The sequence below is a fragment of the Duganella flavida genome, assembly GCF_009857445.1.
GTDB classification, from domain to species: domain Bacteria; phylum Pseudomonadota; class Gammaproteobacteria; order Burkholderiales; family Burkholderiaceae_D; genus Rugamonas; species Rugamonas flavida.
The window spans coordinates 188,301-209,499 of the sequence record NZ_WWCN01000001.1 but is presented as its reverse complement, the minus strand read 5'-3'; the positions used below and the strand labels follow the sequence as shown (position 1 = coordinate 209,499).

The window sequence follows — 21,199 nt, the reverse complement described above, 5'->3', positions numbered from 1 at the left end:
AGAAATAAACATGTCCTCAATGCGTACTCACTACTGCGGCCTCACCACTGAAGCGCTGCTTGGCCAAACCGTCAGCCTGTGCGGCTGGGTGCATCGTCGCCGCGACCACGGTGGCGTGATCTTCATCGACCTGCGCGACCGCGAAGGCCTGGTGCAGGTGGTGTGCAATCCGGAACAGGCGGAAGTGTTCAAAGTCGCCGAAGCCGTGCGTAACGAGTTCTGCCTGCGCGTGACCGGTGTGGTGAAAGACCGTCTGGCCGGCACCGTCAACAACAACCTGAAATCGGGCAAGATCGAAGTGGTCTGCTCGGAACTGGAAGTGCTGAACGCCTCGGTGGCCGTACCGTTCCAGCTGGATGACGACAACCTGTCGGAAACCACCCGTCTGACCCACCGCGTGCTGGACCTGCGTCGTCCACAGATGCAGAACAACCTGCGCCTGCGCTACAAAGTGACGATGGAAGTGCGTAAGTACCTGGACGAACTGGGCTTCATCGACATCGAAACCCCGATGCTGACCAAGTCGACCCCGGAAGGCGCGCGCGACTATCTGGTGCCATCACGTGTCAACGCCGGTAGCTTCTTCGCGCTGCCGCAATCGCCACAGCTGTTCAAACAGCTGCTGATGGTGGCTAACTTCGACCGTTACTACCAAATCACCAAGTGCTTCCGCGACGAAGACTTGCGCGCTGACCGTCAGCCGGAATTCACCCAGATCGACTGCGAAACCTCGTTCCTGAACGAGCAGGAAATCCGCGATCTGTTCGAAGACATGATCCGCAAAACGTTCAAGAACACCATGGACGTTGACCTGCCTAACCCCTTCCCGGTGATGGACTTCGCCGAAGCCATGGGCAGCTACGGTTCGGACAAGCCGGACATGCGCGTCAAGCTGCAGTTCACCGAACTGACCGAAGTCATGAAAGACGTCGACTTCAAAGTATTCTCGGGCGCCGCCAACCTGCCTAACGGCCGTGTTGTGGGCCTGCGCGTACCGAAGGGCGCCGACATGCCGCGTTCGGAAATCGACGCCTACACCCAGTTCGTTGCCATTTACGGCGCCAAGGGCCTGGCTTACATCAAGGTCAACGAGAAAGCCAAAGGCCGTGATGGCCTGCAGTCGCCGATCGTGAAAAACCTGCACGACGCCGCCCTGGCCAAAGTGCTGGAACTGACCGGCGCAGAAGACGGCGACCTGATCTTCTTCGGCGCAGACAAAGCCAAGGTAGTGAACGATGCCATCGGCGCGCTGCGCGTGAAGATCGGCCACTCGGAGTTCGGCAAAGCCGCCGGCCTGTTCGACGACGTCTGGGCGCCGCTGTGGGTGATCGACTTCCCGATGTTCGAATACGACGAAGAAGGCGACCGCTGGACCGCGACCCACCACCCGTTCACCGCGCCAAAAGACGGCCACGAAGACTGGCTGGAAACCAATCCGGGCGCCTGCATCGCCAAGGCCTACGACATGGTGCTGAACGGCTGGGAACTGGGCGGCGGTTCGATCCGTATCCACCGCGAAGAAGTGCAGTCGAAAGTGTTCCGCGCGCTGAAGATCGACGCTGACGAAGCCCGCCTGAAGTTCGGCTTCCTGCTGGACGCGCTGCAATATGGCGCGCCTCCGCACGGTGGCCTGGCATTCGGCCTGGACCGTATCGTGACCCTGATGACCAAGTCCGATTCGATCCGTGACGTGATCGCCTTCCCGAAAACCCAGCGTGCCCAGGATCTGCTCACCCACGCGCCGTCGGAAGTGGACGAGAAGCAGCTGAAAGAACTGCACATCCGTCTGCGTGCAGCCGAGCCAAAAGTAGCTGGCTAAGTAATATCGTAAAAGGGCGCTTCGGCGCCCTTTTTTTATGCCTATGAAGCCTTACAAGATTCCTGAATCGGTGCTGGTGGTGATCCATACCGCCGACCTGCAAGTGCTGCTGATCGAGCGTGCCGACAAGCCAGGCTTCTGGCAGTCGGTGACCGGCTCGCTGGACGCGGTCGACGAGCCCTTGCTGCAAACCGCCGCCCGCGAGCTGTTCGAAGAAACCGGCATCGTTGCCGATGGCGAGCACATCGTGCTGCGCGACTGGCATTTGTCCAATATCTACACCATCTATCCGGTGTGGCGTCATCGCTACGCGCCGGGCGTGACGGAAAACACCGAGCACGTCTTCAGCGTCGAAGTTCCGCGCGACATCGCCATCACCCTGAGCCCGCGCGAGCACCTCAACCACGCCTGGCTGCCGCACCTGGAAGCGGCAGACAAATGCTTCTCTTCCTCCAACGCCGAAGCCATCCTCCAGCTGCCGGCGCAGCTTTCTGCTATTTAATGGATTGATAATTACTTTTCTGGTAATGTTTCGTTTCACCAGCTACATTGGCTTTCGCTCAAAAGGGCATGGCTACACCCGCTTTTAGGGTGGCAGCAGCCAAAGATTTATTGAATGCAGTCAACCAGGATACGAGTATCATCAGCGATGAAGTCAGCCTGATTGTTTTTGATGGAGTTTTGATATGCCTAGTCCCAGCACCACCAGCCATGCCAGCGACGTCAGCAATACTGGCCAGCAGACCATAGACGCGCTGCTGGGCGGCACCAAGTGGGGTGGTGCGGCCGGCACCGGCGTCTCCATCTCCTATAGCTTCCCGTGGACCACCAGCAGCAACGCCGTGTACACTGGTCCCGGCGGCGTCTACTCGGATCTCGACGAAGCCAATGCGGCCCAGCATTACGGCCTGAATGCGGTCCAGCAGACGGCGGCGCAAAGTGCGCTGCAAGCCTGGGCCAATGTCGCCAATATCACGCCGCAGCAGGTGCAGGACACCCCCACCTCGGTGGGCGATATCCGTCTGGCCTTTACCTCGGCCTCGAATAGCGTCAGCGACGGCGGCGCGGCCTGGGGCTGGGCTTCGTTCCCGGATAGTTATTACCCGTCCGGCGGTGATGTCTGGATCAGCACGGCGGTGACCAGTACCGACTGGGCGTCGGGTTCGTACAATTACATGTCGCTGATCCATGAACTGGGCCATGCGCTTGGCCTCAAGCACCCGTTCGAGGATGGCACAGTGGACATGGCGCACGCCAACCGCCAGTACTCGATCATGGCCTACGACGATGCGCCCAACAGTAAGTACGTCAGCATCACCGACACCGGGCATGGCTATTCCTGGGAGGCGTACTACATCGTGCCAGATACGCCGATGGTGTACGACATCGCCGCCATCCAGTACCTGTACGGCGTCAACACCAGCTACAACAGCGGCAACAACACCTATACCTTCGATCCGCACACGCCGTTCCTGCGCACCATCTGGGATGCGGGCGGCAACGACACCATCTCGGTGGCCAATTTCAGCAATGGCTGCGTGATCGACCTGACGCCCGGCCATTATTCGTCCATCCACATCCCGTCGGATGTGCGCACCGATATTGACTGGGGCTCGACCCCGCCGCCGGTCGGCACCTACGACGGCACCAACGACCTCGGTATCGCGTTTGGCGTGGTGATTGAAAACGCCATCGGCGGCAGCGGCAACGATACGCTGCTCGGCAACGGCGTCGCCAACCACCTGCAGGGCAATGGCGGCAGCAATGTGCTGGATGGCGGCGGTGGCATCGACACTGCGGTCTACACCGGCAATTTCAGCGCCTACAGTATTGCCGCCACCAGCACCGGCTACACCGTCACGCTGAACAGCAATCCAGCGCAGAAGGATACCCTGACCAGTATCGAGCGCCTGGCGTTTGCCGACGGCACGATGGCGCTTAACGTCAACAGCTTGGCCGAGGACCCGACGCAGGCGCAGTATGTGCAACTGGCACAGAAGTTCTATGTGGCCTACTTTGGCCGGCCGGCCGACGCCAACGGCCTGGCCAATATGGTGGCCCAGCTCAGCGCGGCCGGCGCGCCCACTACCGCCGATGGCATCGTGGTGGCCTACCAGACCAATACCGCCGTTAAGCAGCTGGTCGACAGTTTCGGCAACAGCGAGGAATCGGCGGTGCTGTACAAGGGCACCAGCAATCATGATTTTGTGGTCTCCATTTTCGTCCACCTGCTGGGCCGCACGCCGCCTGAAGGCGATGGCCTGAACTTCTGGGTCAACGCGCTGGACAGCGGCGGCGTGCCGCGCAGCCTGGCGGCGATGAACATCGTCGGCGGCGCCGAGGCCAACACCTCCGACCAGGGCAAGATCGACGCCGCGCTGGTGGCCAACCGGGTGACGGTGGCGGCCAATTTCACCGCACTGCTGGACCAGCCGGCCGAGATCGCCGGCTACTCCGGTTTCGCGGCGGCGGCGACTGCGCGCGCCATGCTTGATGTGGTGACGCAGAGCACCAGCCTGCTGACCTACGAAAGCACGGTGTACAGCACCGTCTCTCAAATGGTCAGCGCTACCCATGCGGAAATCGTCGGCGTCAGCCATGCCAGCGGTCACGGCGTCATGTTGGGATAAGCCGCGCTTACGTGCGAGGCCGCACACCGCATTGGCGGTCTCGGGATTAAAATAGCCCTCATGAAACTCCGTGTCGCTACCTACAACATCCACAAGGGCGTTTCCGCCATCCGCGCCGAGCCGCGCGTGCTGGCGCTGAAACAGGCCATCGGCATGTTCGATGCCGATGTGGTTTTTTTGCAAGAGGTGCAGGGCAAGCACGACCTTAAAGCCGCCAAGTACGGCGCTGAGCAGCTCGGCCACAAGCATTGGCCTGCTGCGGCGCAGCATGAGTTTTTCGCCGGCGAGTCGCGCCACCTGCACGCGGCCTACGGCATGAACGCAATTTATGACCACGGCCACCATGGCAACGCGCTGCTGAGCGCTTTCCCCATCGCCAACCAGGCCAACCACGATGTCTCCGATCACGCCTACGAACAGCGCGGCATCCTGCACTGTGTGCTGCACACGCCGAGCGGGCCGGTGCATTGTTATGTGGTCCATCTGGGCCTGTTCGAGGGCAGCCGCCGGCGCCAGACGCAAGCGCTGATCGCGGCCGTGCGCGAGTCCGCGCCCAATGGCGAGCCGGTGGTCATCGCCGGCGATTTCAACGACTGGCGCAACACCCTCAGCGAAGAATTGCGCAATGCGCTGGGCGTGGTGGAAGCCTTCGATGAACTCGGCGGCAATTCGGCACTGGATGACATCCTGCGCAAGCTGCGCCGCAACAGCGGCATGGCGCCGGCGCGCACCTTCCCGGCTGGCCTGCCGTTCTTCCGCCTTGATCGCATCTACGTGCGCGGTTTCAAGGTCGAAACGGCAGAGGTGATGCATGGCAGCCTGTGGGCCAAGCTGTCCGACCATGCGCCGATTGTAGCCAGCCTGACGCTGGCGTAATTACTTGCGGCTCAAGGTTGTGCTATCGAGCTTGATGTCGAAGCCTTGCAGACTGGCGCCCAGCATGGCGATATTGGTCTTGTTGGCCACCAGCTCTTTAAGCCTGGCCTCGAAGGCATCGTGGTATTTGGCGCAGGGACTGGCCTTGGTGAAGGCAAAATAATTTTTGTCTTCCGTCAGGAAGGGGCGCATCGCCATGAAGCGGGTGCCGAGTTTGTGGCGCGTTAGATAGCTTTCGCCGGTGAACAGGCCGACCACGAAATAATCAATCCGGCCCAGGCCCAGCTTGCGAAAATTGGTATCGGCGGTGCCGGCTTCTTCCAGTTGCAAATGGCTGGCGGCGTACTGCGCGAACTCCGCGCCGAAGGTATTGCCGAGCGAGATGCCACCACGGTGCTGGGCCAGGTCGCCCCAGCTGTTGAAGATGAAGGCGCGTTCGCGATCGACGAACACCGCCACTGGATTGGGAAACGCCGGCGTGCGCACGAACTCCAGGTAACGCTCGCGCTCGGGTTGGATTTTCAGGGTGGCGACCAGATCGATTTTGCCGGCGGCGGCATTGGCCAGCACCCGTTTCCACGGGCCGACGTAGCGCACTTCGTAGGGGATTTGCAGGTCGCTGAGAATGCGGGTGGCCAGTTCAATGCTGGGACCGCGCAGCTCCTTGCCGTCGTACCAGTGCAGGGGCGGGTAGTCGGGATCGGCGGACAGCACCACCTTAGGGCAGCCAGCCGGTTCGGCCGCCGCCAGCAGGCTGGGCGCCAGCGATGCCATCATCAGGCAGCAGGACAGGAATCGTAATCCCATGCGTAGCGCTCCGAGCAGAGTTGCTTTTAATTATAGACTTGTTTCCTAGGATGCGCCTTATTTCACCACCCGAGGTTAAAATCAGGTAATGCGTACTGTTAATTTTTTAGCCGATAACGACGTCAAGCTGCTGCATACCGGCACCGATTACTTTCCGGCGCTGATCACCGCTATCGACGGCGCGCAGTATGAAGTCTATTTCGAAACCTACATCTTTGCCGGCGACGACACTGGCCAGAAAGTGCTGGCTGCCTTGATCAATGCGGCCCAGCGCGGCGTGCAGGTGCGCATGATTACCGACTGGTGGGGCACCGGCCGCCGCCAGGTCAACGCCATGCACGAGCAGCTGGTGGCTGGCGGCGTCGAGCACCGCATGTTCAATCCGTGGTTCAAGCGCGGCGTCACGCGCACGCACCGCAAGATTTGCGTGGTTGACCGCAATGTGGCTTACGTCGGCGGCATCAACATCAACGACGATATGTTCTGCGATTATGATCACAGCCGGGCGCTGTCGGCGCCGCGCTGGGATTTCGCGGTGCAAGTGCGCGGTCCGTTGGTGGCCGATATCCAGCTAGAAGCAGTGACGCAGTGGCGTCGCCTCGGCAAGCTCAGCCTGATCAAGCGGATCGGCCTGTACCGCGACATGCGCAAGGTGGAGAGGATCGCCGCCCAGCATGCCGTGCAGGCTGGCTTTGTGGTGCGCGATAACCTGCGCAATCGCCGCACCATCCAGCGCGCCTACCTGCAAGCGCTGGGCCGCGCGCGCAAGACTGTGCTGCTGGCTAATCCTTACTTTGCACCCGGCCGCAAGTTCCGCCGCGCGCTGGCGGCGGCGGCCGAGCGTGGCATCGAGGTGGTGTTGCTGATCGGCGTAGGCGAGATCTGGCTGCAGGATGCGGTGGCGCATTCGTTCTACCCCAAGCTGCTTGCAGCCGGCGTCAAAGTGGTGGAATATCACAAGACGCAATTGCACGCCAAGGTGGCGGTAATCGATGACGACTGGGCCACGGTCGGCTCCAGCAATGTGGACGGCCTGAGCCTGTTCCTCAACCAGGAAGCCAATGTGGTGATCAAGGACGCGGCCTTTGCGCAAAGCCTGCGCCGCCACATCGAGGACGCCATCGCTGATGGCAAGGTCATCACCTACGACGACTTCGAGCACGTGGGCTACGTGAAGCGTATCGGCTACGAGATTGCGTTTGTGTTTTACAAATTATTGATACGGGTGTTCGCAGTGGAGAAATACGCGTGAGCGAAGGTGTACGACTGGATAAATGGCTGTGGGCAGCACGCTTCTTCAAGACCCGTTCGCTGGCTACCGAGGCGGTGGACCGTGGCCGCGTCACCGTCAATGGCGATCGCGTAAAACCTGCGCGCAACGTCAAGATTGGTGATACGCTGGAGGTCGACAACGGCTCCGACCAGTGGGAAGTGGATGTGATGGGTTTGTCTGATGTGCGCGCCGCCGCGCCCATCGCCCGCAACCTCTACGAAGAGACCGATGTGAGCGTGGCTCGCCGCGCTGCGGTAGCGGAAAACCGCCGCCTGTTCCGTGAGCCAAGTGCTGATTTCAAGGGCCGTCCGACCAAACGTGACCGCCGTCAATTGGGCAAACTCTAACTTAGTTTCCCATCTGCATTGCTGCTGCGCAGCAATAGAACGCCACCTCTAACAGTACTGTTTGACATTCACCCCCAAGTGGATAATAGTACGAGCGTTCGCAATTCTTTTCACACAGAGTAAATTTAAGTGGAGCAGAATATTCCTTTCTCCTTCAACGACTATTTACCCTGGGATGTCATCTTATTAATACTTCAACTAAATTTATGCGTAAAGGCGAGTTAACCCGCGCTGCAATCCTGGATGTGGCCCTCGACCTGGCCAGCCGCGACGGCCTGGAAGGCCTGACTATCGGATTGCTCGCAGATAAGATGAACATGAGCAAATCCGGCGTGTTTGCGCACTTCGGGTCGCGTGAAGATTTGCAGTTGGAAGTACTGAAGCTGTATCACCACCGTTTCGAGCAGGAAGTGTTTTTCCCCAGCGTGAAAGAGCCGCGCGGCATCCAGCGTCTCAAAGCGATGTTTGCGCGCTGGGTCAAACGGGTCAGCGTGGAAGTGGCCTCGGGCTGCATCTACATCAGCGGCGCCGTGGAATATGACGACCGTCCCGGTCCGATCCGCGAAGAGCTGATGGCGATGGTCGGCGCGTGGCAAGGCGCGCTGCTGCGCTGCGCGAAGCAGTGCATCGAGTCCGGCGACCTCAAAGCCGACACCGACCCGCAGCAGCTGGTGTACGAGATGTACGGCCTGATCCTGGCCCTGCACCACGATGCGCGTTTCCTGCGCATTCCGGGCAGCCTGGAACGGGCAGGCAAGGGCTTTGAGCGCCTGGTCGAAACGTATCGCAATCCGCAATCGCCGGCAGCGGTGGTAGCACAAGCTAGTTAATTAATTCAAACACTCAAAAGTAGTCATCAGGAGAAAATCATGGGTCAATACGTCGCGCCAATCCGGGATATGCAATTCGTTCTGCACGAGCTGTTGAAAGTGGAAGACGAACTGAAGGCGCTGCCAAAGCACGCGGAAATCGATGCTGACATCATCAACCAGGTGCTGGAAGAGGGCGGCAAGTTCACCTCGGAAGTGCTGTTCCCGCTGAACCATTCGGGCGACCGCGAAGGCTGCAAGCACGACGCCGCCACCCACACTGTGACCACTCCAAAAGGCTTCAAAGAAGCTTACAAACAATACGTTGAAGGCGGCTGGGCTGCGCTGGCTTGCGATCCTGAATACGGCGGCCAAGGCCTGCCAGTGGTGATGAACAACTCGTTCTACGAGATGCTGAACTCGGCCAACCAGGCATGGACCATGTACCCAGGCCTGTCGCACGGCGCCTACGAGTGCCTGAAAGAACACGGCACCCCGCATCAAAAAGAAGTCTACCTGCCGAAACTGGTGTCGGGCGAGTGGACCGGCACCATGTGCCTGACCGAACCACACTGCGGTACCGACCTGGGCATGCTGCGCTCGAAAGCGCTGCCACAGGACGACGGCTCGTGGCTGATCACCGGTAACAAGATCTTCATCTCGGCCGGCGAACACGACATGTCGGAAAACATCCTGCACCTGGTGCTGGCACGTGTTCCAGATGCACCAGAAGGCTCGAAAGGCATCTCGCTGTTCCTGGTGCCTAAGTACCTGCCAAAAGCAGACGGCACTCCAGGCGAACGCAACCCGATCACCTGCGGCGCGATCGAAGAAAAAATGGGCATCCACGGTAACTCGACCTGCCAGATGAATCTGGACGGCGCCCGTGGCTGGATCATCGGCCAGCCGAACAAAGGCCTGAATGCCATGTTCGTGTTCATGAACGCAGCCCGTCTGGGCGTAGGCATGCAGTCGCTGGGTCTGACCGAAATCGCTTATCAGAACGCACTGATCTACGCTAAAGACCGCATCCAAATGCGCTCGCTGACCGGTCCTAAATTCCCAGAGAAACAAGCTGACCCGATCATCGTTCACCCAGACGTACGCCGCATGCTGTTGACCGGCAAAGCTTACGCTGAAGGCGCACGCGCATTCACCTCGTACGTGGCACTACAGATCGACCGCGAACTGAACCACCCGGACGAAGAAGTACGTAAAGAAGCCGCCGACGAAGTCGCGCTGCTGACCCCGATCATCAAGGCCTTTATCACCGACAACGCCTGGATCGCTACCTCGGAAGCCATGCAAGTGTTCGGCGGCCACGGCTACATCTCGGAGTGGGGCATGGAGCAGTACGTGCGTGACGCGCGTATCAACCTGATCTACGAAGGCACCAACACCATCCAGTCGCTGGACCTGCTGGGTCGTAAGATCCTGGGCGACAACGGCGCCAAGCTGCGTAAATTCGGCGAGAAAATCAAATCCTACGTGGAAGAGAACGGCCTGGACGAAAAAATGTCCGAGTTCATCACCCCACTGGGCGAGCTGGGCGACAAAGTCACCAAGCTGACCATGGAAATCGGCATGAAAGCCTTCCAGAACGCCGACGAAGTTGGCGCAGCAGCCGTACCGTACCTGCGCGTTGTAGGCCACCTGGTGTACTCCTACTTCTTCGCCCGCATGGCACAAATCGCCCTGGAAAAAGAAGACAGCAGCGACACCTTCTACAAATCGAAACTGGCCACCGCGCGCTTCTACTTCGCCCGCCTGCAACCAGAAACCGCAACCCTGATCCGTCAGGCACGCTCGGGCTCCGCCAACCTGATGGCACTCGACGCCGACCTGTTCTAAGCAACCAGAGGAAACGACATGACCAATTTCATCGTTAAAAAAGTAGCCGTGCTGGGCGCCGGCGTGATGGGCGCGCAAATCGCGGCCCACTGCGTCAACGCCAAAGTGCCAGTGGTGCTGTTCGACCTGCCTGGCAAAGAAGGCACGCCTAAGAACGGCATCGTTCTGAAGGCCATCGAGAACCTGAAAAAACTGTCGCCTGCACCACTGGGCAACAAAGAACACGCAGCGCTGATCGAAGTCGCCAACTACGAAGACGACCTGGCCAAGCTGGCCGAGTGCGACCTGATCATCGAAGCCATCGCCGAGCGCATGGACTGGAAACACGACCTGTACAAAAAGGTCGCGCCACACATTGCACCAAACGCGATCTTCGCCTCGAACACCTCGGGCCTGTCGATCACCAAGCTGTCGGAAGGCTTCGACGCGGATCTGAAATCGCGCTACTGCGGCGTGCACTTCTTCAACCCACCGCGCTATATGCACCTGGTTGAAATCATCCCGACCGAGTTCACCAAGCCAGAAATCAGCGACCAGCTGGAAGGCTTCCTGACTTCGACCCTGGGCAAAGGCGTAGTGCGCGCCAAGGACACCCCGAACTTCATCGCTAACCGCGTTGGCGTGTTCGGCATCCTGGCGATCGTCCACGAAGCTGAAAAATTCGGCCTGTCGGTGGACGTCGTTGACGATCTGACCGGCGCCAAGCTGGGCCGCGCCAAGTCGGGTACCTTCCGTACCGCCGACGTGGTTGGTCTGGATACCATGGGTCACGTGATCAAGACCATGCAAGACTACCTGCCGAACGATCCGTTCGCAGCCGTCTACAAAACCCCAGCCGTACTGGCTGGCCTGGTAGAGAAGGGCGCGCTGGGCCAGAAATCGGGCGCCGGCTTCTACAAAAAAGTAGGCAAAGAGATTCAACGCCTGGACTTCGCTACCGGTGAATACGTACCGGGCGGCGCCAAGGCAGCCGACATCGTGGCACGCATCCTGAAAGAAAAGGATCCGGTCAAGAAGATGAAGGCCATGCGCGAATCGACCAACCCACAAGCGCAGTTCCTGTGGGCGATCTTCCGCGATGCGTTCCACTACATCGCCGTGCACCTGGACACCGTGGCAGACAACGCCCGTGACATCGACTTCGCCATGCGTTGGGGCTTCGGCTGGAACGTCGGTCCGTTCGAGACCTGGCAAGCATCCGGCTGGACCCAAGTGGCCCAGTGGGTGAAAGAAGACATCGACGCTGGCCACGCACTGTGCAACGCACCGCTGCCAGCCTGGGTATTCGAAGGTCCTGTCGCTGAAAAAGGCGGCGTCCACACCCCTGAAGGTTCGTGGTCGGCAGTATCGAAATCGTTCGTGCCACGTTCGGACCTGGCCGTGTACAAGCGCCAGGAATTCCGCGCCCCAGTACTGGGCTCGGGCGAACTGGATGGCCGCAAAGCCGGCACCACCGTGCATGAAGACGACGACGTACGCCTGTGGCACTCGGGCGACGACATCCTCGTCATCTCGCTGAAAACCAAGCTGCACGTGATCAGCCCAGGCGTTATCGCCGGCTTCCGTAAAGCACTGGCCGAAGCTGAGAAAAACTTCAAAGGCCTGGTGATCTGGAGCGCGGACGCAGCGGACGGCGGCGCCTTCTCGGCCGGCGCCGACCTGCAATCGGCACTGCCAGCCTTCATGAGCGGCGGCGCCAAAGCAGTTGATCCGATCATCAAGGAACTGCAAGACACCTTCATGGCACTGAAATACTCGAACGTGCCAGTGGTAGCTGCTGTTGCCGGCATCGCCCTGGGCGGTGGCTGCGAAATGGCCCTGCACGCATCGAAGCGTGTAGCGTCGATCGAGTCGTACATCGGCCTGGTGGAAGTGGGCGTAGGCTTGATCCCAGCCGGCGGCGGCCTGAAAGAAGCGGCGCAGCGCGCTGCCAAGGAAGCCAAGGGCAACGACATCCTGCAATTCCTGAAAGCTGGCTTCACCAACGCGGCTACCGCGAACGTGTCGAAATCGGCCCTGGAAGCGCAAGCGATGGGTTACCTGAAAGAAGACGACGTGATCGTGTTCAACCCTTACGAACTGCTGCACGTTGCTAAAGTTGAAGCGCTCGCCATGTTCGACCGCGGCTACCGCGCTCCGCTGAAAGCGCCAGTGCAAGTGACTGGCCGCTACGGCTGGGCCACCATCAAGGCGCAACTGGTCAACATGCGCGACGGCGGTTTCATCTCCGCACACGACTTCAAGCTGGGCGACATGATCGCGCAGATCGTCAGCGGTGGTGATATCGACCAGGGTTCGTTCGTGAGCGAGCAGTGGCTGCTGGACATGGAGCGTAAAGCCTTCCTGGAGCTGCTGAACCATCCGAAGACCCAGGAACGCATCATGGGCATGCTGCAGACCGGTAAACCAGTCCGCAACTAATCGGCCATGTCGATCCTGAAACTAGCGTTCAAAGTTTTACTTTTTGTGAGGCCGAGCATCGTGTACGAACGTATCAAGCAGCAAATGATGGACACCCTGCCGCTGGTCCGCACGCTGGGAATCAGGATCGACGACATCGGCAACGGCACTTCCAAAGTGTCGATGCCGGATGACCCGAAGCTGCACAATCACTTGGGCACGCCGCATGCCGGCGCCTTGTTCACGCTGGCCGAAACGGCTTCCGGCGCGGCCATGGCAGGCGGCTTTGCGGACCTGATCCTGGGCCTGCGCCCGGTCGCCAAGGAATCGCGCATCCAGTACCATAAAGTGGCTCATGGCGCGACCCGCGCCGAAGGACGCGTCCCTGGCGATCTGGCTGCGTTGAAGGCAGAACTGAAACAGCAAGGCAAGGTGGCGTTCCCGGTGGAAGTCGATATCTTCGACGCCGTCGGCACGCTGGCCGCACAGGTTCAAGTGGATTGGTATTTATCTGAGAAGCGCAGCTAAGTTAGCGCCTAGTCTTCGATCAAAAATTTTTGGAAGAACAAAATGAGCAAACAAATTCAAGAAGCGTACATCGTCGCCGCGACCCGCACCCCGATCGGTAAAGCACCGCGCGGCATGTTCAACAAAACCCGCCCGGACGACCTGCTGGTGCGCGTGATTCAATCGGCACTGGCACAGGCGCCTGGCCTGGACCCAGCGCTGATCACCGACGCCATCATCGGCTGCTCGTTCCCTGAAGCGGAACAGGGCTTCAACATCGCCCGTCAATCGGTGCTGCTGGCAGGCCTGCCACGCACCGTCGGCGGCGTGACCATCAACCGCTACTGCGCATCGGGCATCACCGCGCTGGCCATGGCTGCTGACCGCATCCGCGTGGGCGAAGCCGACGTCATGCTGGCCGGCGGCGTTGAGTCGATGTCGATGGTGCCGATGATGGGCATCAAGCCATCGATGAACATGAACATGTTCACCGACGACAACGTTGGTATGGCATACGGCATGGGCCTGACCGCTGAGAAAGTGGCCGAGCAATGGAAAGTATCGCGCGAAGACCAGGATGCGTTCGCAGTTGAATCGCACCGCCGCGCTATCGCTGCGCAGCAAGCTGGCTTCTTCAAAGACGAAACTACTCCAGTTGAAATCATCACCCGCACGCCAGATCTGGCCAGCGGCGAAATCAAAGTGAAAACCCGCACCGTCGATACCGACGAAGGCGCGCGTCCAGAAACCACGATGGAAAGCCTGGGTAAGTTGAAGCCAGTGTTCGCCGCCAAAGGCTCCGTGACCGCAGGTAACAGCTCGCAGATGTCGGACGGCGCTGGCGCGCTGCTGGTGGTTTCGGAACGCATCCTGAAAGAACACAACCTGACTCCGCTGGCCAAGTTCTCGTCGTTCGCGGTTAAAGGCGTGCCACCAGAAATCATGGGCATCGGTCCTAAGTTCGCGATTCCAGATGCTTGCAAAGCAGCCGGCATCACCCAGGACCAACTGGACTGGATCGAACTGAACGAAGCGTTTGCAGCACAGGCTCTGGCCGTGGTGCGCGATCTGGGCCTGGACCCAGCCAAGGTCAACCCAATGGGCGGCGCAATCGCCTTGGGCCACCCGCTGGGCGCAACTGGCGCAATCCGCGCTGCGACCGTGGTGCACGCACTGCGCCGCAACAACCTGAAGTACGGCATGGTCACCATGTGCGTCGGCGCAGGTATGGGCGCTGCAGGCATCATCGAGCGCGTGTAATCACTACATCGCGGTAGAAAAGGGCGCTGAGGTTTAACCCAGCGCCCTTTCATTTTTGGAGAGACATATGGATATTCTGAGCAGCATTAACGACGGCATCCTGACACTGGAATTCAACCGTCCGGAACGCAAGAACGCGATCACCGCCGAGATGTACCAGTTGATGGCCGATGCCCTCAACGACGCCGAAGGCAACGCCGACGTGCGCGCCATTCTGATCGTCGGCAAGCCGGAGATTTTCACCGCAGGTAACGACCTAGAAGACTTCATGAAAAACGCGCCATCGAGCGGTGCGATTGAAGACCGCGCGGTCTACAAATACATGATGGCGCTGAGCGGTTCGACCAAGCCTATCGTGGCGGCGGTATCGGGCAACGCAGTCGGCATCGGCACCACGCTGCTGATGCACTGTGATCTGGTGTACGCAGCCGACAACGCCAAGTTCTCGATGCCGTTCGTGCAGCTGGGCCTGTGCCCAGAGTTTGGTTCCAGCCTGCTGCTGACCCAAATCGCCGGCTACCCGCGCGCTGCTGAAAAGCTGATGCTGGGCGAAGCGTTTGGTGCACAAGAAGCGCTGGAGATGGGCTTGGTATCGAAAGTAGTGCCGGTAGCAGAGCTGCTTGCATTCGCAGAAGGCCAGGCCACCAAACTGGTAGCACTGCCAGCGAGCTCGATTCGCGTGACGAAAGAACTGATGAAAGCCGCCCGTAAAGCGCCAGTGAGCGAAGCCATCGCCGCGGAAAACATCCACTTCGGCAAAATGCTGTCCGCCCCAGAAGCCCGCGAAGCTTTCATGGCCTTCTTCCAGAAGCGCAAGCCAGACTTCAAGCAGTTCTCCTGAGTTTCGCCGAAGTGCGTAGTAGAGGCCATCCATGCGGATGGCTTTTTTTTTTTTGCGCAAATGAGGTGCCTCAATAACACCGGCTGAAGGCCGTTGCACTATCACTTTTTATCTGTCTGCAGAGGAGATGAAAAGTGATTGAGCGAGATACAGTAGCGCTTGCTTGCATGACGTATCGACGAGGGATACGATCATGATTAAAAGCTTTCGCCATAAGGGACTGCAGCACTTCTTTGAAACGGGAAGTCTGGCTGGAATTCAGCCTGCGCACGCCGAGCGTCTGAGTTCGCAACTTGTTATGCTTCACAAAGCAAAGAAGCCTGAAGATTTAGCGTCCTTGGCTTGGCATCTACACGCGCTGACAGGGCGATTGAAAGGTCACTGGGCTATCTCTGTTAGCGGAAACTGGCGTTTGACCTTTGCATTTGATGGTGAAGATGTGATTCTGGTTAATTATTGTGACTATCACTGAAGAGGGGCGACATATGACCCGCATGTACAATCCACCTCATCCGGGAGTGGTGCTCAAAGAGTATCTCGGTAGTCTGACTGTAGCGGATGTTGCCGCTCATATCGGTGTGAATCATGTCATTTTGCAGCGTATCCTGGATGGCGCTGAAGGAATTTCCGCTGATATGGCTTACCGGTTGAGTGATGCGTTGGGAACTAGTCCGGACGTTTGGGCTGGCATTCAGCTGGAATACGATTTGTATCAGGCCAGTGGATTAGAGCGGCCTAAGATCAAACGCCTGTCTCCGCCCACACCAGATTCCATAGGTGGCCGTCGAGGTCTTCGAAGCCTTGGTCGTACATGAAGCCGTGGTCTTCGGGTGGGTGGGGGATGCGGGCGCCGGCGGCGGTGGCTTTGGCGATCAGGCTGTCGACTTCTGCGCGGCTCTCGCAGCTCAGGCAGATGATGACTTCGTTGCCTTCTTTGGCGTTCACCACCGGTTTGTTGATGAGGGAATTGAAGAAGGTTTCGGTCATCAGCATGGCGCGGATGTCGTCGCCCACAATGTGCATGAAGGCCGCCTGGTCATTGCTGAATTTTTGACTGAAGGTGAAGCCCACCGCAGTAAAGAAGGCCTTGGATTTTTCCAGGTCCTTGACCGGCAGGTTGAAGATGATCTGTTTGTGCATGACGCCTCCTCGTTGGAAAGATAGGGTACTACTATCTCACGACGAACGGAGGCGTCTGAAATCGACAAATTTATTTCGCCGGCTTCCGTTGCGCCAAAATGAATTGCTCAAGATCCTTGCTGGCATGCTCGATATGGCGTTTCAGCAGGGACGCCGCGCCGCGTACATCACCGTTACGGCATAGCTGTACCAGTTCTTCATGCTCCTGCTGTGCCTGGCGGATACTGTCAGCACTCAACGATAACTGCATGCGCGTGTAGCGATCCGTTTGCTGCAGCAGCGTGGCCACAATCGCCGCCGTGCGCGGCTGCTCGGCGCGCGATAGCAGCACATCGTGCAGACGGGTATTGAGTTCACCCCATCGCGTGGTGTGCTGAGCATGCAACTCCACTTTGTATTCGGCCAGGATGGCGTCGAGCTCGGCGTAGTCCTCGGCTGTCAGGCGCGGAGCCGATTTCTTCAGCAGCACCGGCTCCAGCAAGCTGCGTAACATGAACAGCTCGCTGATTTCATCGATCGACAGCCCGGACACCACCGCGCCTTTGTGCGGGACGATTTTCACCAATCCCTCACCCTCCAGCTGCACCAGTGCCTCCCGCACCGGAATCCGGCTGATGCCAAACTCGGCCGCGAGCGCATCCTGCCGCAGCGACATGCCTTCCGGCAGCTCGCCCGACATGATCTTGCGGCGCAGGGCGTCAGCCGCCTGCTCCGCTACGGTGGTGACGGCGAGTCCCTTCACGCAGCCACTTCTTTCGACCAGGCCGCGTACCAGCTGCGGAACAGCGCGTATTGCGTTTCAGCGTAGCGGCGCTGGCTGGCGCTCAGTTCGTCGGTTTCGTTGAAGTGCAGGGTGTATTCCTTGTCGCCGTTCAGCACCAGCAGGTATTTGTAGAACAGCACCAGGTCGGTGCCTTCGTCGAACGAGGACAGCACCAGCAGCGCAGCTTCCAGTTCGCGTGCCTGGCGGCGTGCGACGGCATCGCCAGCCGCAGCCTTACGCGACAAGGACACCAGCTGCAGTACTTCGCGCGGCAGCGCATTGCCGATGCCGGTGATGGCACCAGTCGCGCCGCAGTTGACGAAGCCATGGAACACTTGCGTATCCACGCCCACCATCAGGGTGACGTTGTCGTCCTGGCTGGTGATGTGCTCGGCCGCATAACGCAGGTCGGCAGCGCCGCCGAATTCCTTGAAGCCGATCAGGTTAGGGTGCTTGGCGCGCAGTTCAAAGAACAGGTCGGCGCGGGTGGCGAAGCCGTAGTACGGGCTGTTGTAGATCACGGCTGGCAGCTTCGGCGCGGCTTCCAGGATGGCCGAAAAGTGTGCCTTCTGCGCTGCAGGCGATGAGCCGCGCGACAGCAGGCGTGGAATCACCATCAGGCCTTGAGCGCCGACTTTGGCGGCGTGCGCCGCGTGGGACACGGCTTCTTTCGAGTTGACCGCGCCGGTGCCGACGATGGTCGGTACGCCGGCCGCGACCAGGCGCGCGACGCCTTCCTGGCGCTGCGCTTCGGTCAGCAGCGGCCAGTCGCCCATCGAGCCGCAATACACCACCGCGCTCATGCCGGCATTGATCAGTTCTCGGCCTTTTTTGACCAACGCGTCAAAGTCGGGCGTGCGATCGGCTTTGCAAGGCGTCATCAGGGCCGGGATGGTGCCGGTGAAAATATTGTCGCTCATGGTGTTTCCTTCAGGCTGCGTTAGAGGGTCCAAATATCATACCTATTTTGGATATTTTATACAATCTGAAAATTACGACGCTCTAAAGCTTGGTTGTGGTATCGTTAACTCATTGCCTAAAATGAGCCGATGCCATGACCAAGATGAGCTGGGTAGTTCTGATCGCTGCGTTGATTACCGGCGCCGCCCGCGCCGCTGAGGTGAGGGTAGATTGCTCGGGCGCCAGCCCGGCGCCGGTGGTGGCCAGCTTGTCGGCTTTGAACACCTTGCACTTTGCGGCGGGTACGCGGATTTTGTTCAAGCGCGGTGTGACCTGCCACGGTAGTTTCGTCCCGCAGGCCGGCAGTTCAGGCAAGCCCGGCATGCCGATTGTGGCGAGCAGCTATGGCGATCCAGCGGCGGGCAGGGCGGTGATTGCAGCCGGCAGCAGCGAGGATGCGACGGGCGCGCGGGCAGCGGTTCATCTCTACAACCTCCAGCACTGGGAGCTTGAAGGACTGGAGCTGACCAACGACGGCCCGGGCGAAGGCGCGCGCGCCGGTTTGCTGGTGCAGCTGGAAGACTTTGGCGTCGGCAGCCACTATCACGTGCGCGATGTGTATGTGCACCACGTGCGCGGCTACTTGAAAGATGTACCGGGCAGCGAGCTTGTCTACAAGGAGACCGGCGGCATCCTGTTCAACATCACGCGCCACGGCGCCAACCAGCGCAAGACGCGCTTTGATGATGTGCTGGTGGAGAACAGCGAAATCTTCCATGTGGACGCCATCGGCCTGTCGACGCGCTCGGCGTGGATGTGCCGCGTTGGCGGTGCGCCGTGCGGCGACTATCTGCCCTACAAGGACAAAAGTGTCCCACTGAGCGCAGCGGCGGCGGATGATTACACGCCATCCACCAACATCGTATTCCGCAATAACCACATCCACGACATCGGCGGCGATGGCATCGTGGTGCGTACTGCGGCGCAGCCGTTAGTCGAAGCCAACCTGCTGCACGATATCTGGATGCGGGTAGCGGGCAACAGCGCCGGCGCATGGGCCATCAACACCGACGGCGCGCGCTTCCAGTACAACGAGATCCACCACGTGCGCTACCAGCCGCCGTGGGAGCCAGGCGACGGCATGGCCTTCGATGCCGATCTCGGCACGCGCGACACGCACATCGTCGCTAACTACAGCCACGACAACGAGGGCGGCTTCATGCTGTTCTGCGGTTGTGGCGATGATGGGCTCGGCCATCCGGCGCAAGCGTCCGGCACGCTGGTGGAGAACAACCTCAGCATCAACGATGGCCGGCGTGTGATCGTGTTTGCCGGTTCGCACAGCGCGACGGTGCGCGGTAACCTGGTGCTGAACACGCAGCCGGGCTTGCTATCGCCTGCAGCCGAGAACACTGGCATGGGCAGCCGCAACGCTGGCGACATCCACGACAATATCTTTTACCATGGCGCCAACGCTGGCACACTGTTCCGTGCGTTGAATCCAGCGCTGCGCTACGAAGACATCCGCTGGAGCGGCAACCGCTTCTACGGCTACCAGCTCAGCGGTCCATTCTTCGAAGGCGACCGCCCGAACAGCAACCAGCCCGCCGCCAGCTTTGACCCCGAGGCCGCCGCCCGTAACTGGTTCGCGTCTACCAAATTCAAGGAGCGTAGCTACCGGCGCTGACCATGCGTCCGGTTGGGCGCTGTTCCAGCAGTACCGAAATGCCCAGCACGGCGATGCCGCCCAGGGCCAGCAGGGCGCCGACCGGGCCGGTTGATTGCAGGCTCATGCCATGGGCAATGGCCAGGCCGCCGCACCAGGCGCCGGCGGCGTTGGCGCAGTTGAAGGCGGAGTGATTCAACGCTGCTGCGACAGTCTGGGCATCGCCCGCCACGTCCATCAAACGCGTTTGCACCGCTGGGCAGACGGCAATGCCGCAGCCGATGGCGAACAGGTTCAGCGCCACGCTCCACAAGTGCGCGCTCGAGTAGTAGAAGGTCGACAGCGCCACCGCATTCCACACCAGTGCGCCGAAGATGGTCCACAGGCGCGAGCGGTCGGCAAACCAGCCGCCCACTAAATTCCCCACCGTCATGCCGACGCCCATCATGGCCAGCAGCACCGGCAGCGCGGCCGGCGAGACCTTGGTCACTTCCAGCAGCGTCGGCGTGACGTAGGTGTAGACCGCGAACAGGCCGCCAAAGCCTACCGATACCATCAGCAGCGTGACCCATACTTGCAGGCGTCGGAACACGCCCAGCTCGCGGCGTGGGCTGGCGTCGCCGGCGGCGATGAAGGGCACGTAGCGGCTCACCATCACCGCCGTGGTCAGGCCCAGCAGGCCGACCACCAGGAAGGTCGAGCGCCAGCCGAAGCCCTGGCTCAGCCAGGTCGCCAGCGGCACGCCGAAAACGTTGGCGATGGTCAGCCCCAGCAGCACGCGCGAGACGGCCTGCGCCCGCTTGTCCGGCGTCGCCATCGTTGCCGCCACCAGCGCCGCGACGCCGAAGTAGGCGCCGTGCGGAATGCCGGCGATAAAGCGGGCCACGAGCAGTCCTCCGTAGCCGGGCGCGACTGCACTGAGCAGGTTGCCGGCCGCATACAGCGACATCAGCATGATCAGCATGGCGCGGCGCGGCATGCGCGCCAAAAAGATGGTGATCAGCGGCGCGCCGAACACCACGCCCAGCGCATAGGCGCTGATCATGTGGCCCATGTCGGGCAGGGTGGCGTGGAGGTCGTTGGCTACCACGGGCAGGATGCTCATCGAGGCGAATTCGCCGGTGCCGATGGCCAAGCCGCCGATGGCCAGGGCCAGGTTGGCCAGTCCGGCGCCGTGCGGCGCGGTGATGAGAGGGGTGTCGGGAATGTGTTCGTGCTGCATAGGAATTGACGCAAAACTGCGGGCAAAAAGGGTCAACCATAGCATGTTTGGCCTATCGCCGCAGGCTGCGGTCAAACCTCGCTATCGT

Annotated in this window: 20 protein-coding genes; 15 read left to right on the top strand and 5 right to left on the bottom strand. The window is 60.2% G+C overall.

Features of this window, described 5'->3' with window-relative positions:
• Positions 1–10: 10 nt before the first annotated feature.
• The 4 genes from aspS (at position 11) to GTP46_RS00855 (ending at position 5,325) form a co-directional block, all read left to right on the top strand.
• Positions 11–1,819: an aspartate--tRNA ligase gene (gene aspS, locus GTP46_RS00870; protein ID WP_161004759.1), complete on the top strand. Its 1,809-nt coding sequence runs from the start codon at positions 11–13 to the stop codon at positions 1,817–1,819.
• 43 nt (positions 1,820–1,862) lie between these two features.
• Positions 1,863–2,321 carry a dihydroneopterin triphosphate diphosphatase gene (gene nudB, locus GTP46_RS00865; protein WP_161004994.1) on the top strand — a complete coding sequence of 153 codons (459 nt, stop codon included), beginning with the start codon at positions 1,863–1,865 and terminating at the stop codon, positions 2,319–2,321.
• A gap of 184 nt (positions 2,322–2,505) precedes the next feature.
• Entirely contained in the window at positions 2,506–4,449 is a 1,944-nt protein-coding gene (locus tag GTP46_RS00860) for a M10 family metallopeptidase C-terminal domain-containing protein (protein WP_161004758.1), read from the top strand.
• A 60-nt stretch (positions 4,450–4,509) separates the two neighbouring features.
• Complete coding sequence (locus GTP46_RS00855) at positions 4,510–5,325, top strand: endonuclease/exonuclease/phosphatase family protein (RefSeq protein WP_161004757.1); 816 nt, start codon at positions 4,510–4,512, stop codon at positions 5,323–5,325.
• Here GTP46_RS00855 and GTP46_RS00850 read toward each other — a convergent pair whose 3' ends face one another.
• Entirely contained in the window at positions 5,326–6,132 is an 807-nt protein-coding gene (locus GTP46_RS00850) for a substrate-binding periplasmic protein (protein WP_161004756.1), read from the bottom strand. It abuts the gene before it with no gap.
• Positions 6,133–6,220: 88 nt separating this feature from the next.
• On the opposite strand from GTP46_RS00850, the gene clsB reads away from it, so the two are divergent.
• The 10 genes from clsB to GTP46_RS00800 all read left to right on the top strand — a co-directional run bounded on the left by clsB (position 6,221) and on the right by GTP46_RS00800 (position 16,235).
• A complete protein-coding gene (gene clsB / locus GTP46_RS00845; RefSeq protein ID WP_161004755.1) occupies positions 6,221–7,384 on the top strand; it encodes a cardiolipin synthase ClsB in 1,164 nt (387 codons plus the stop codon).
• Entirely contained in the window at positions 7,381–7,752 is a 372-nt protein-coding gene (locus GTP46_RS00840) for an RNA-binding S4 domain-containing protein (protein ID WP_161004754.1), read from the top strand. Before clsB ends, GTP46_RS00840 begins: the two co-directional genes overlap by 4 nt.
• Before the next feature lie 206 nt (positions 7,753–7,958).
• A complete protein-coding gene (locus GTP46_RS00835; RefSeq protein ID WP_161004753.1) occupies positions 7,959–8,582 on the top strand; it encodes a TetR/AcrR family transcriptional regulator in 624 nt (207 codons plus the stop codon).
• Between the two features lie 39 nt (positions 8,583–8,621).
• Complete coding sequence (locus tag GTP46_RS00830; protein WP_161004752.1) at positions 8,622–10,412, top strand: acyl-CoA dehydrogenase C-terminal domain-containing protein; 1,791 nt, start codon at positions 8,622–8,624, stop codon at positions 10,410–10,412.
• An 18-nt stretch (positions 10,413–10,430) separates the two neighbouring features.
• Complete coding sequence (locus GTP46_RS00825; RefSeq protein ID WP_161004751.1) at positions 10,431–12,833, top strand: 3-hydroxyacyl-CoA dehydrogenase/enoyl-CoA hydratase family protein; 2,403 nt, start codon at positions 10,431–10,433, stop codon at positions 12,831–12,833.
• 60 nt (positions 12,834–12,893) lie between these two features.
• Positions 12,894–13,340 (top strand): PaaI family thioesterase, encoded by a 447-nt coding sequence (locus GTP46_RS00820; protein ID WP_371869508.1) that lies wholly within the window; start codon positions 12,894–12,896, stop codon positions 13,338–13,340.
• A 42-nt stretch (positions 13,341–13,382) separates the two neighbouring features.
• Positions 13,383–14,579 (top strand): acetyl-CoA C-acyltransferase, encoded by a 1,197-nt coding sequence (locus GTP46_RS00815; RefSeq protein WP_161004750.1) that lies wholly within the window; start codon positions 13,383–13,385, stop codon positions 14,577–14,579.
• A gap of 67 nt (positions 14,580–14,646) precedes the next feature.
• Positions 14,647–15,420: an enoyl-CoA hydratase gene (locus GTP46_RS00810; RefSeq protein ID WP_161004749.1), complete on the top strand. Its 774-nt coding sequence runs from the start codon at positions 14,647–14,649 to the stop codon at positions 15,418–15,420.
• A 193-nt stretch (positions 15,421–15,613) separates the two neighbouring features.
• Positions 15,614–15,892, top strand: a complete 279-nt coding sequence (locus GTP46_RS00805) for a type II toxin-antitoxin system RelE/ParE family toxin (RefSeq protein WP_161004748.1) — start codon at positions 15,614–15,616, stop codon at positions 15,890–15,892.
• Between the two features lie 13 nt (positions 15,893–15,905).
• Positions 15,906–16,235, top strand: a complete 330-nt coding sequence (locus GTP46_RS00800; RefSeq protein ID WP_161004747.1) for a HigA family addiction module antitoxin — start codon at positions 15,906–15,908, stop codon at positions 16,233–16,235.
• Here the strand turns inward: GTP46_RS00800 and GTP46_RS00795 are convergent.
• The 3 genes from GTP46_RS00795 to GTP46_RS00785 form a co-directional block, all read right to left on the bottom strand.
• Positions 16,162–16,560 (bottom strand): VOC family protein, encoded by a 399-nt coding sequence (locus tag GTP46_RS00795; protein ID WP_161004746.1) that lies wholly within the window; start codon positions 16,558–16,560, stop codon positions 16,162–16,164. The two genes, GTP46_RS00800 and GTP46_RS00795, sit on opposite strands and share 74 nt — an antisense overlap.
• 70 nt (positions 16,561–16,630) lie before the next feature.
• Positions 16,631–17,302, bottom strand: coding sequence for a GntR family transcriptional regulator (locus GTP46_RS00790; protein WP_161004745.1), 672 nt, complete (start codon positions 17,300–17,302; stop codon positions 16,631–16,633).
• Entirely contained in the window at positions 17,299–18,243 is a 945-nt protein-coding gene (locus tag GTP46_RS00785; RefSeq protein ID WP_161004744.1) for a dihydrodipicolinate synthase family protein, read from the bottom strand. Before GTP46_RS00785 ends, GTP46_RS00790 begins: the two co-directional genes overlap by 4 nt.
• Before the next feature lie 134 nt (positions 18,244–18,377).
• Here GTP46_RS00785 and GTP46_RS00780 point away from each other — a divergent pair, with 134 nt between their 5' ends.
• The gene (locus GTP46_RS00780) at positions 18,378–19,910 is read left to right on the top strand and encodes a right-handed parallel beta-helix repeat-containing protein (RefSeq protein WP_161004743.1); all 1,533 of its coding nucleotides are present in this window, start codon (positions 18,378–18,380) and stop codon (positions 19,908–19,910) included.
• On the opposite strand, the gene GTP46_RS00775 is transcribed toward GTP46_RS00780, so the two are convergent.
• Complete coding sequence (locus GTP46_RS00775; RefSeq protein ID WP_161004742.1) at positions 19,885–21,111, bottom strand: MFS transporter; 1,227 nt, start codon at positions 21,109–21,111, stop codon at positions 19,885–19,887. The two genes, GTP46_RS00780 and GTP46_RS00775, sit on opposite strands and share 26 nt — an antisense overlap.
• Positions 21,112–21,199 lie beyond the last annotated feature (88 nt).

Bases quoted from the DNA above. Each gene is read 5' to 3' on its own strand.
- aspS (WP_161004759.1), top strand. From the start codon at position 11: ATGTCCTCAATGCGTACTCACTACTGCGGCCTCACCACTGAAGCGCTG.
- nudB (WP_161004994.1), top strand. From the start codon at position 1,863: ATGAAGCCTTACAAGATTCCTGAATCGGTGCTGGTGGTGATCCATACC.
- GTP46_RS00860 (WP_161004758.1), top strand. From the start codon at position 2,506: ATGCCTAGTCCCAGCACCACCAGCCATGCCAGCGACGTCAGCAATACT.
- GTP46_RS00855 (WP_161004757.1), top strand. From the start codon at position 4,510: ATGAAACTCCGTGTCGCTACCTACAACATCCACAAGGGCGTTTCCGCC.
- GTP46_RS00850 (WP_161004756.1), bottom strand. From the start codon at position 6,132: ATGGGATTACGATTCCTGTCCTGCTGCCTGATGATGGCATCGCTGGCG.
- clsB (WP_161004755.1), top strand. From the start codon at position 6,221: ATGCGTACTGTTAATTTTTTAGCCGATAACGACGTCAAGCTGCTGCAT.
- GTP46_RS00835 (WP_161004753.1), top strand. From the start codon at position 7,959: ATGCGTAAAGGCGAGTTAACCCGCGCTGCAATCCTGGATGTGGCCCTC.
- GTP46_RS00830 (WP_161004752.1), top strand. From the start codon at position 8,622: ATGGGTCAATACGTCGCGCCAATCCGGGATATGCAATTCGTTCTGCAC.
- GTP46_RS00825 (WP_161004751.1), top strand. From the start codon at position 10,431: ATGACCAATTTCATCGTTAAAAAAGTAGCCGTGCTGGGCGCCGGCGTG.
- GTP46_RS00815 (WP_161004750.1), top strand. From the start codon at position 13,383: ATGAGCAAACAAATTCAAGAAGCGTACATCGTCGCCGCGACCCGCACC.
- GTP46_RS00810 (WP_161004749.1), top strand. From the start codon at position 14,647: ATGGATATTCTGAGCAGCATTAACGACGGCATCCTGACACTGGAATTC.
- GTP46_RS00805 (WP_161004748.1), top strand. From the start codon at position 15,614: ATGATTAAAAGCTTTCGCCATAAGGGACTGCAGCACTTCTTTGAAACG.
- GTP46_RS00800 (WP_161004747.1), top strand. From the start codon at position 15,906: ATGACCCGCATGTACAATCCACCTCATCCGGGAGTGGTGCTCAAAGAG.
- GTP46_RS00795 (WP_161004746.1), bottom strand. From the start codon at position 16,560: ATGCACAAACAGATCATCTTCAACCTGCCGGTCAAGGACCTGGAAAAA.
- GTP46_RS00785 (WP_161004744.1), bottom strand. From the start codon at position 18,243: ATGAGCGACAATATTTTCACCGGCACCATCCCGGCCCTGATGACGCCT.
- GTP46_RS00780 (WP_161004743.1), top strand. From the start codon at position 18,378: ATGACCAAGATGAGCTGGGTAGTTCTGATCGCTGCGTTGATTACCGGC.
- GTP46_RS00775 (WP_161004742.1), bottom strand. From the start codon at position 21,111: ATGCAGCACGAACACATTCCCGACACCCCTCTCATCACCGCGCCGCAC.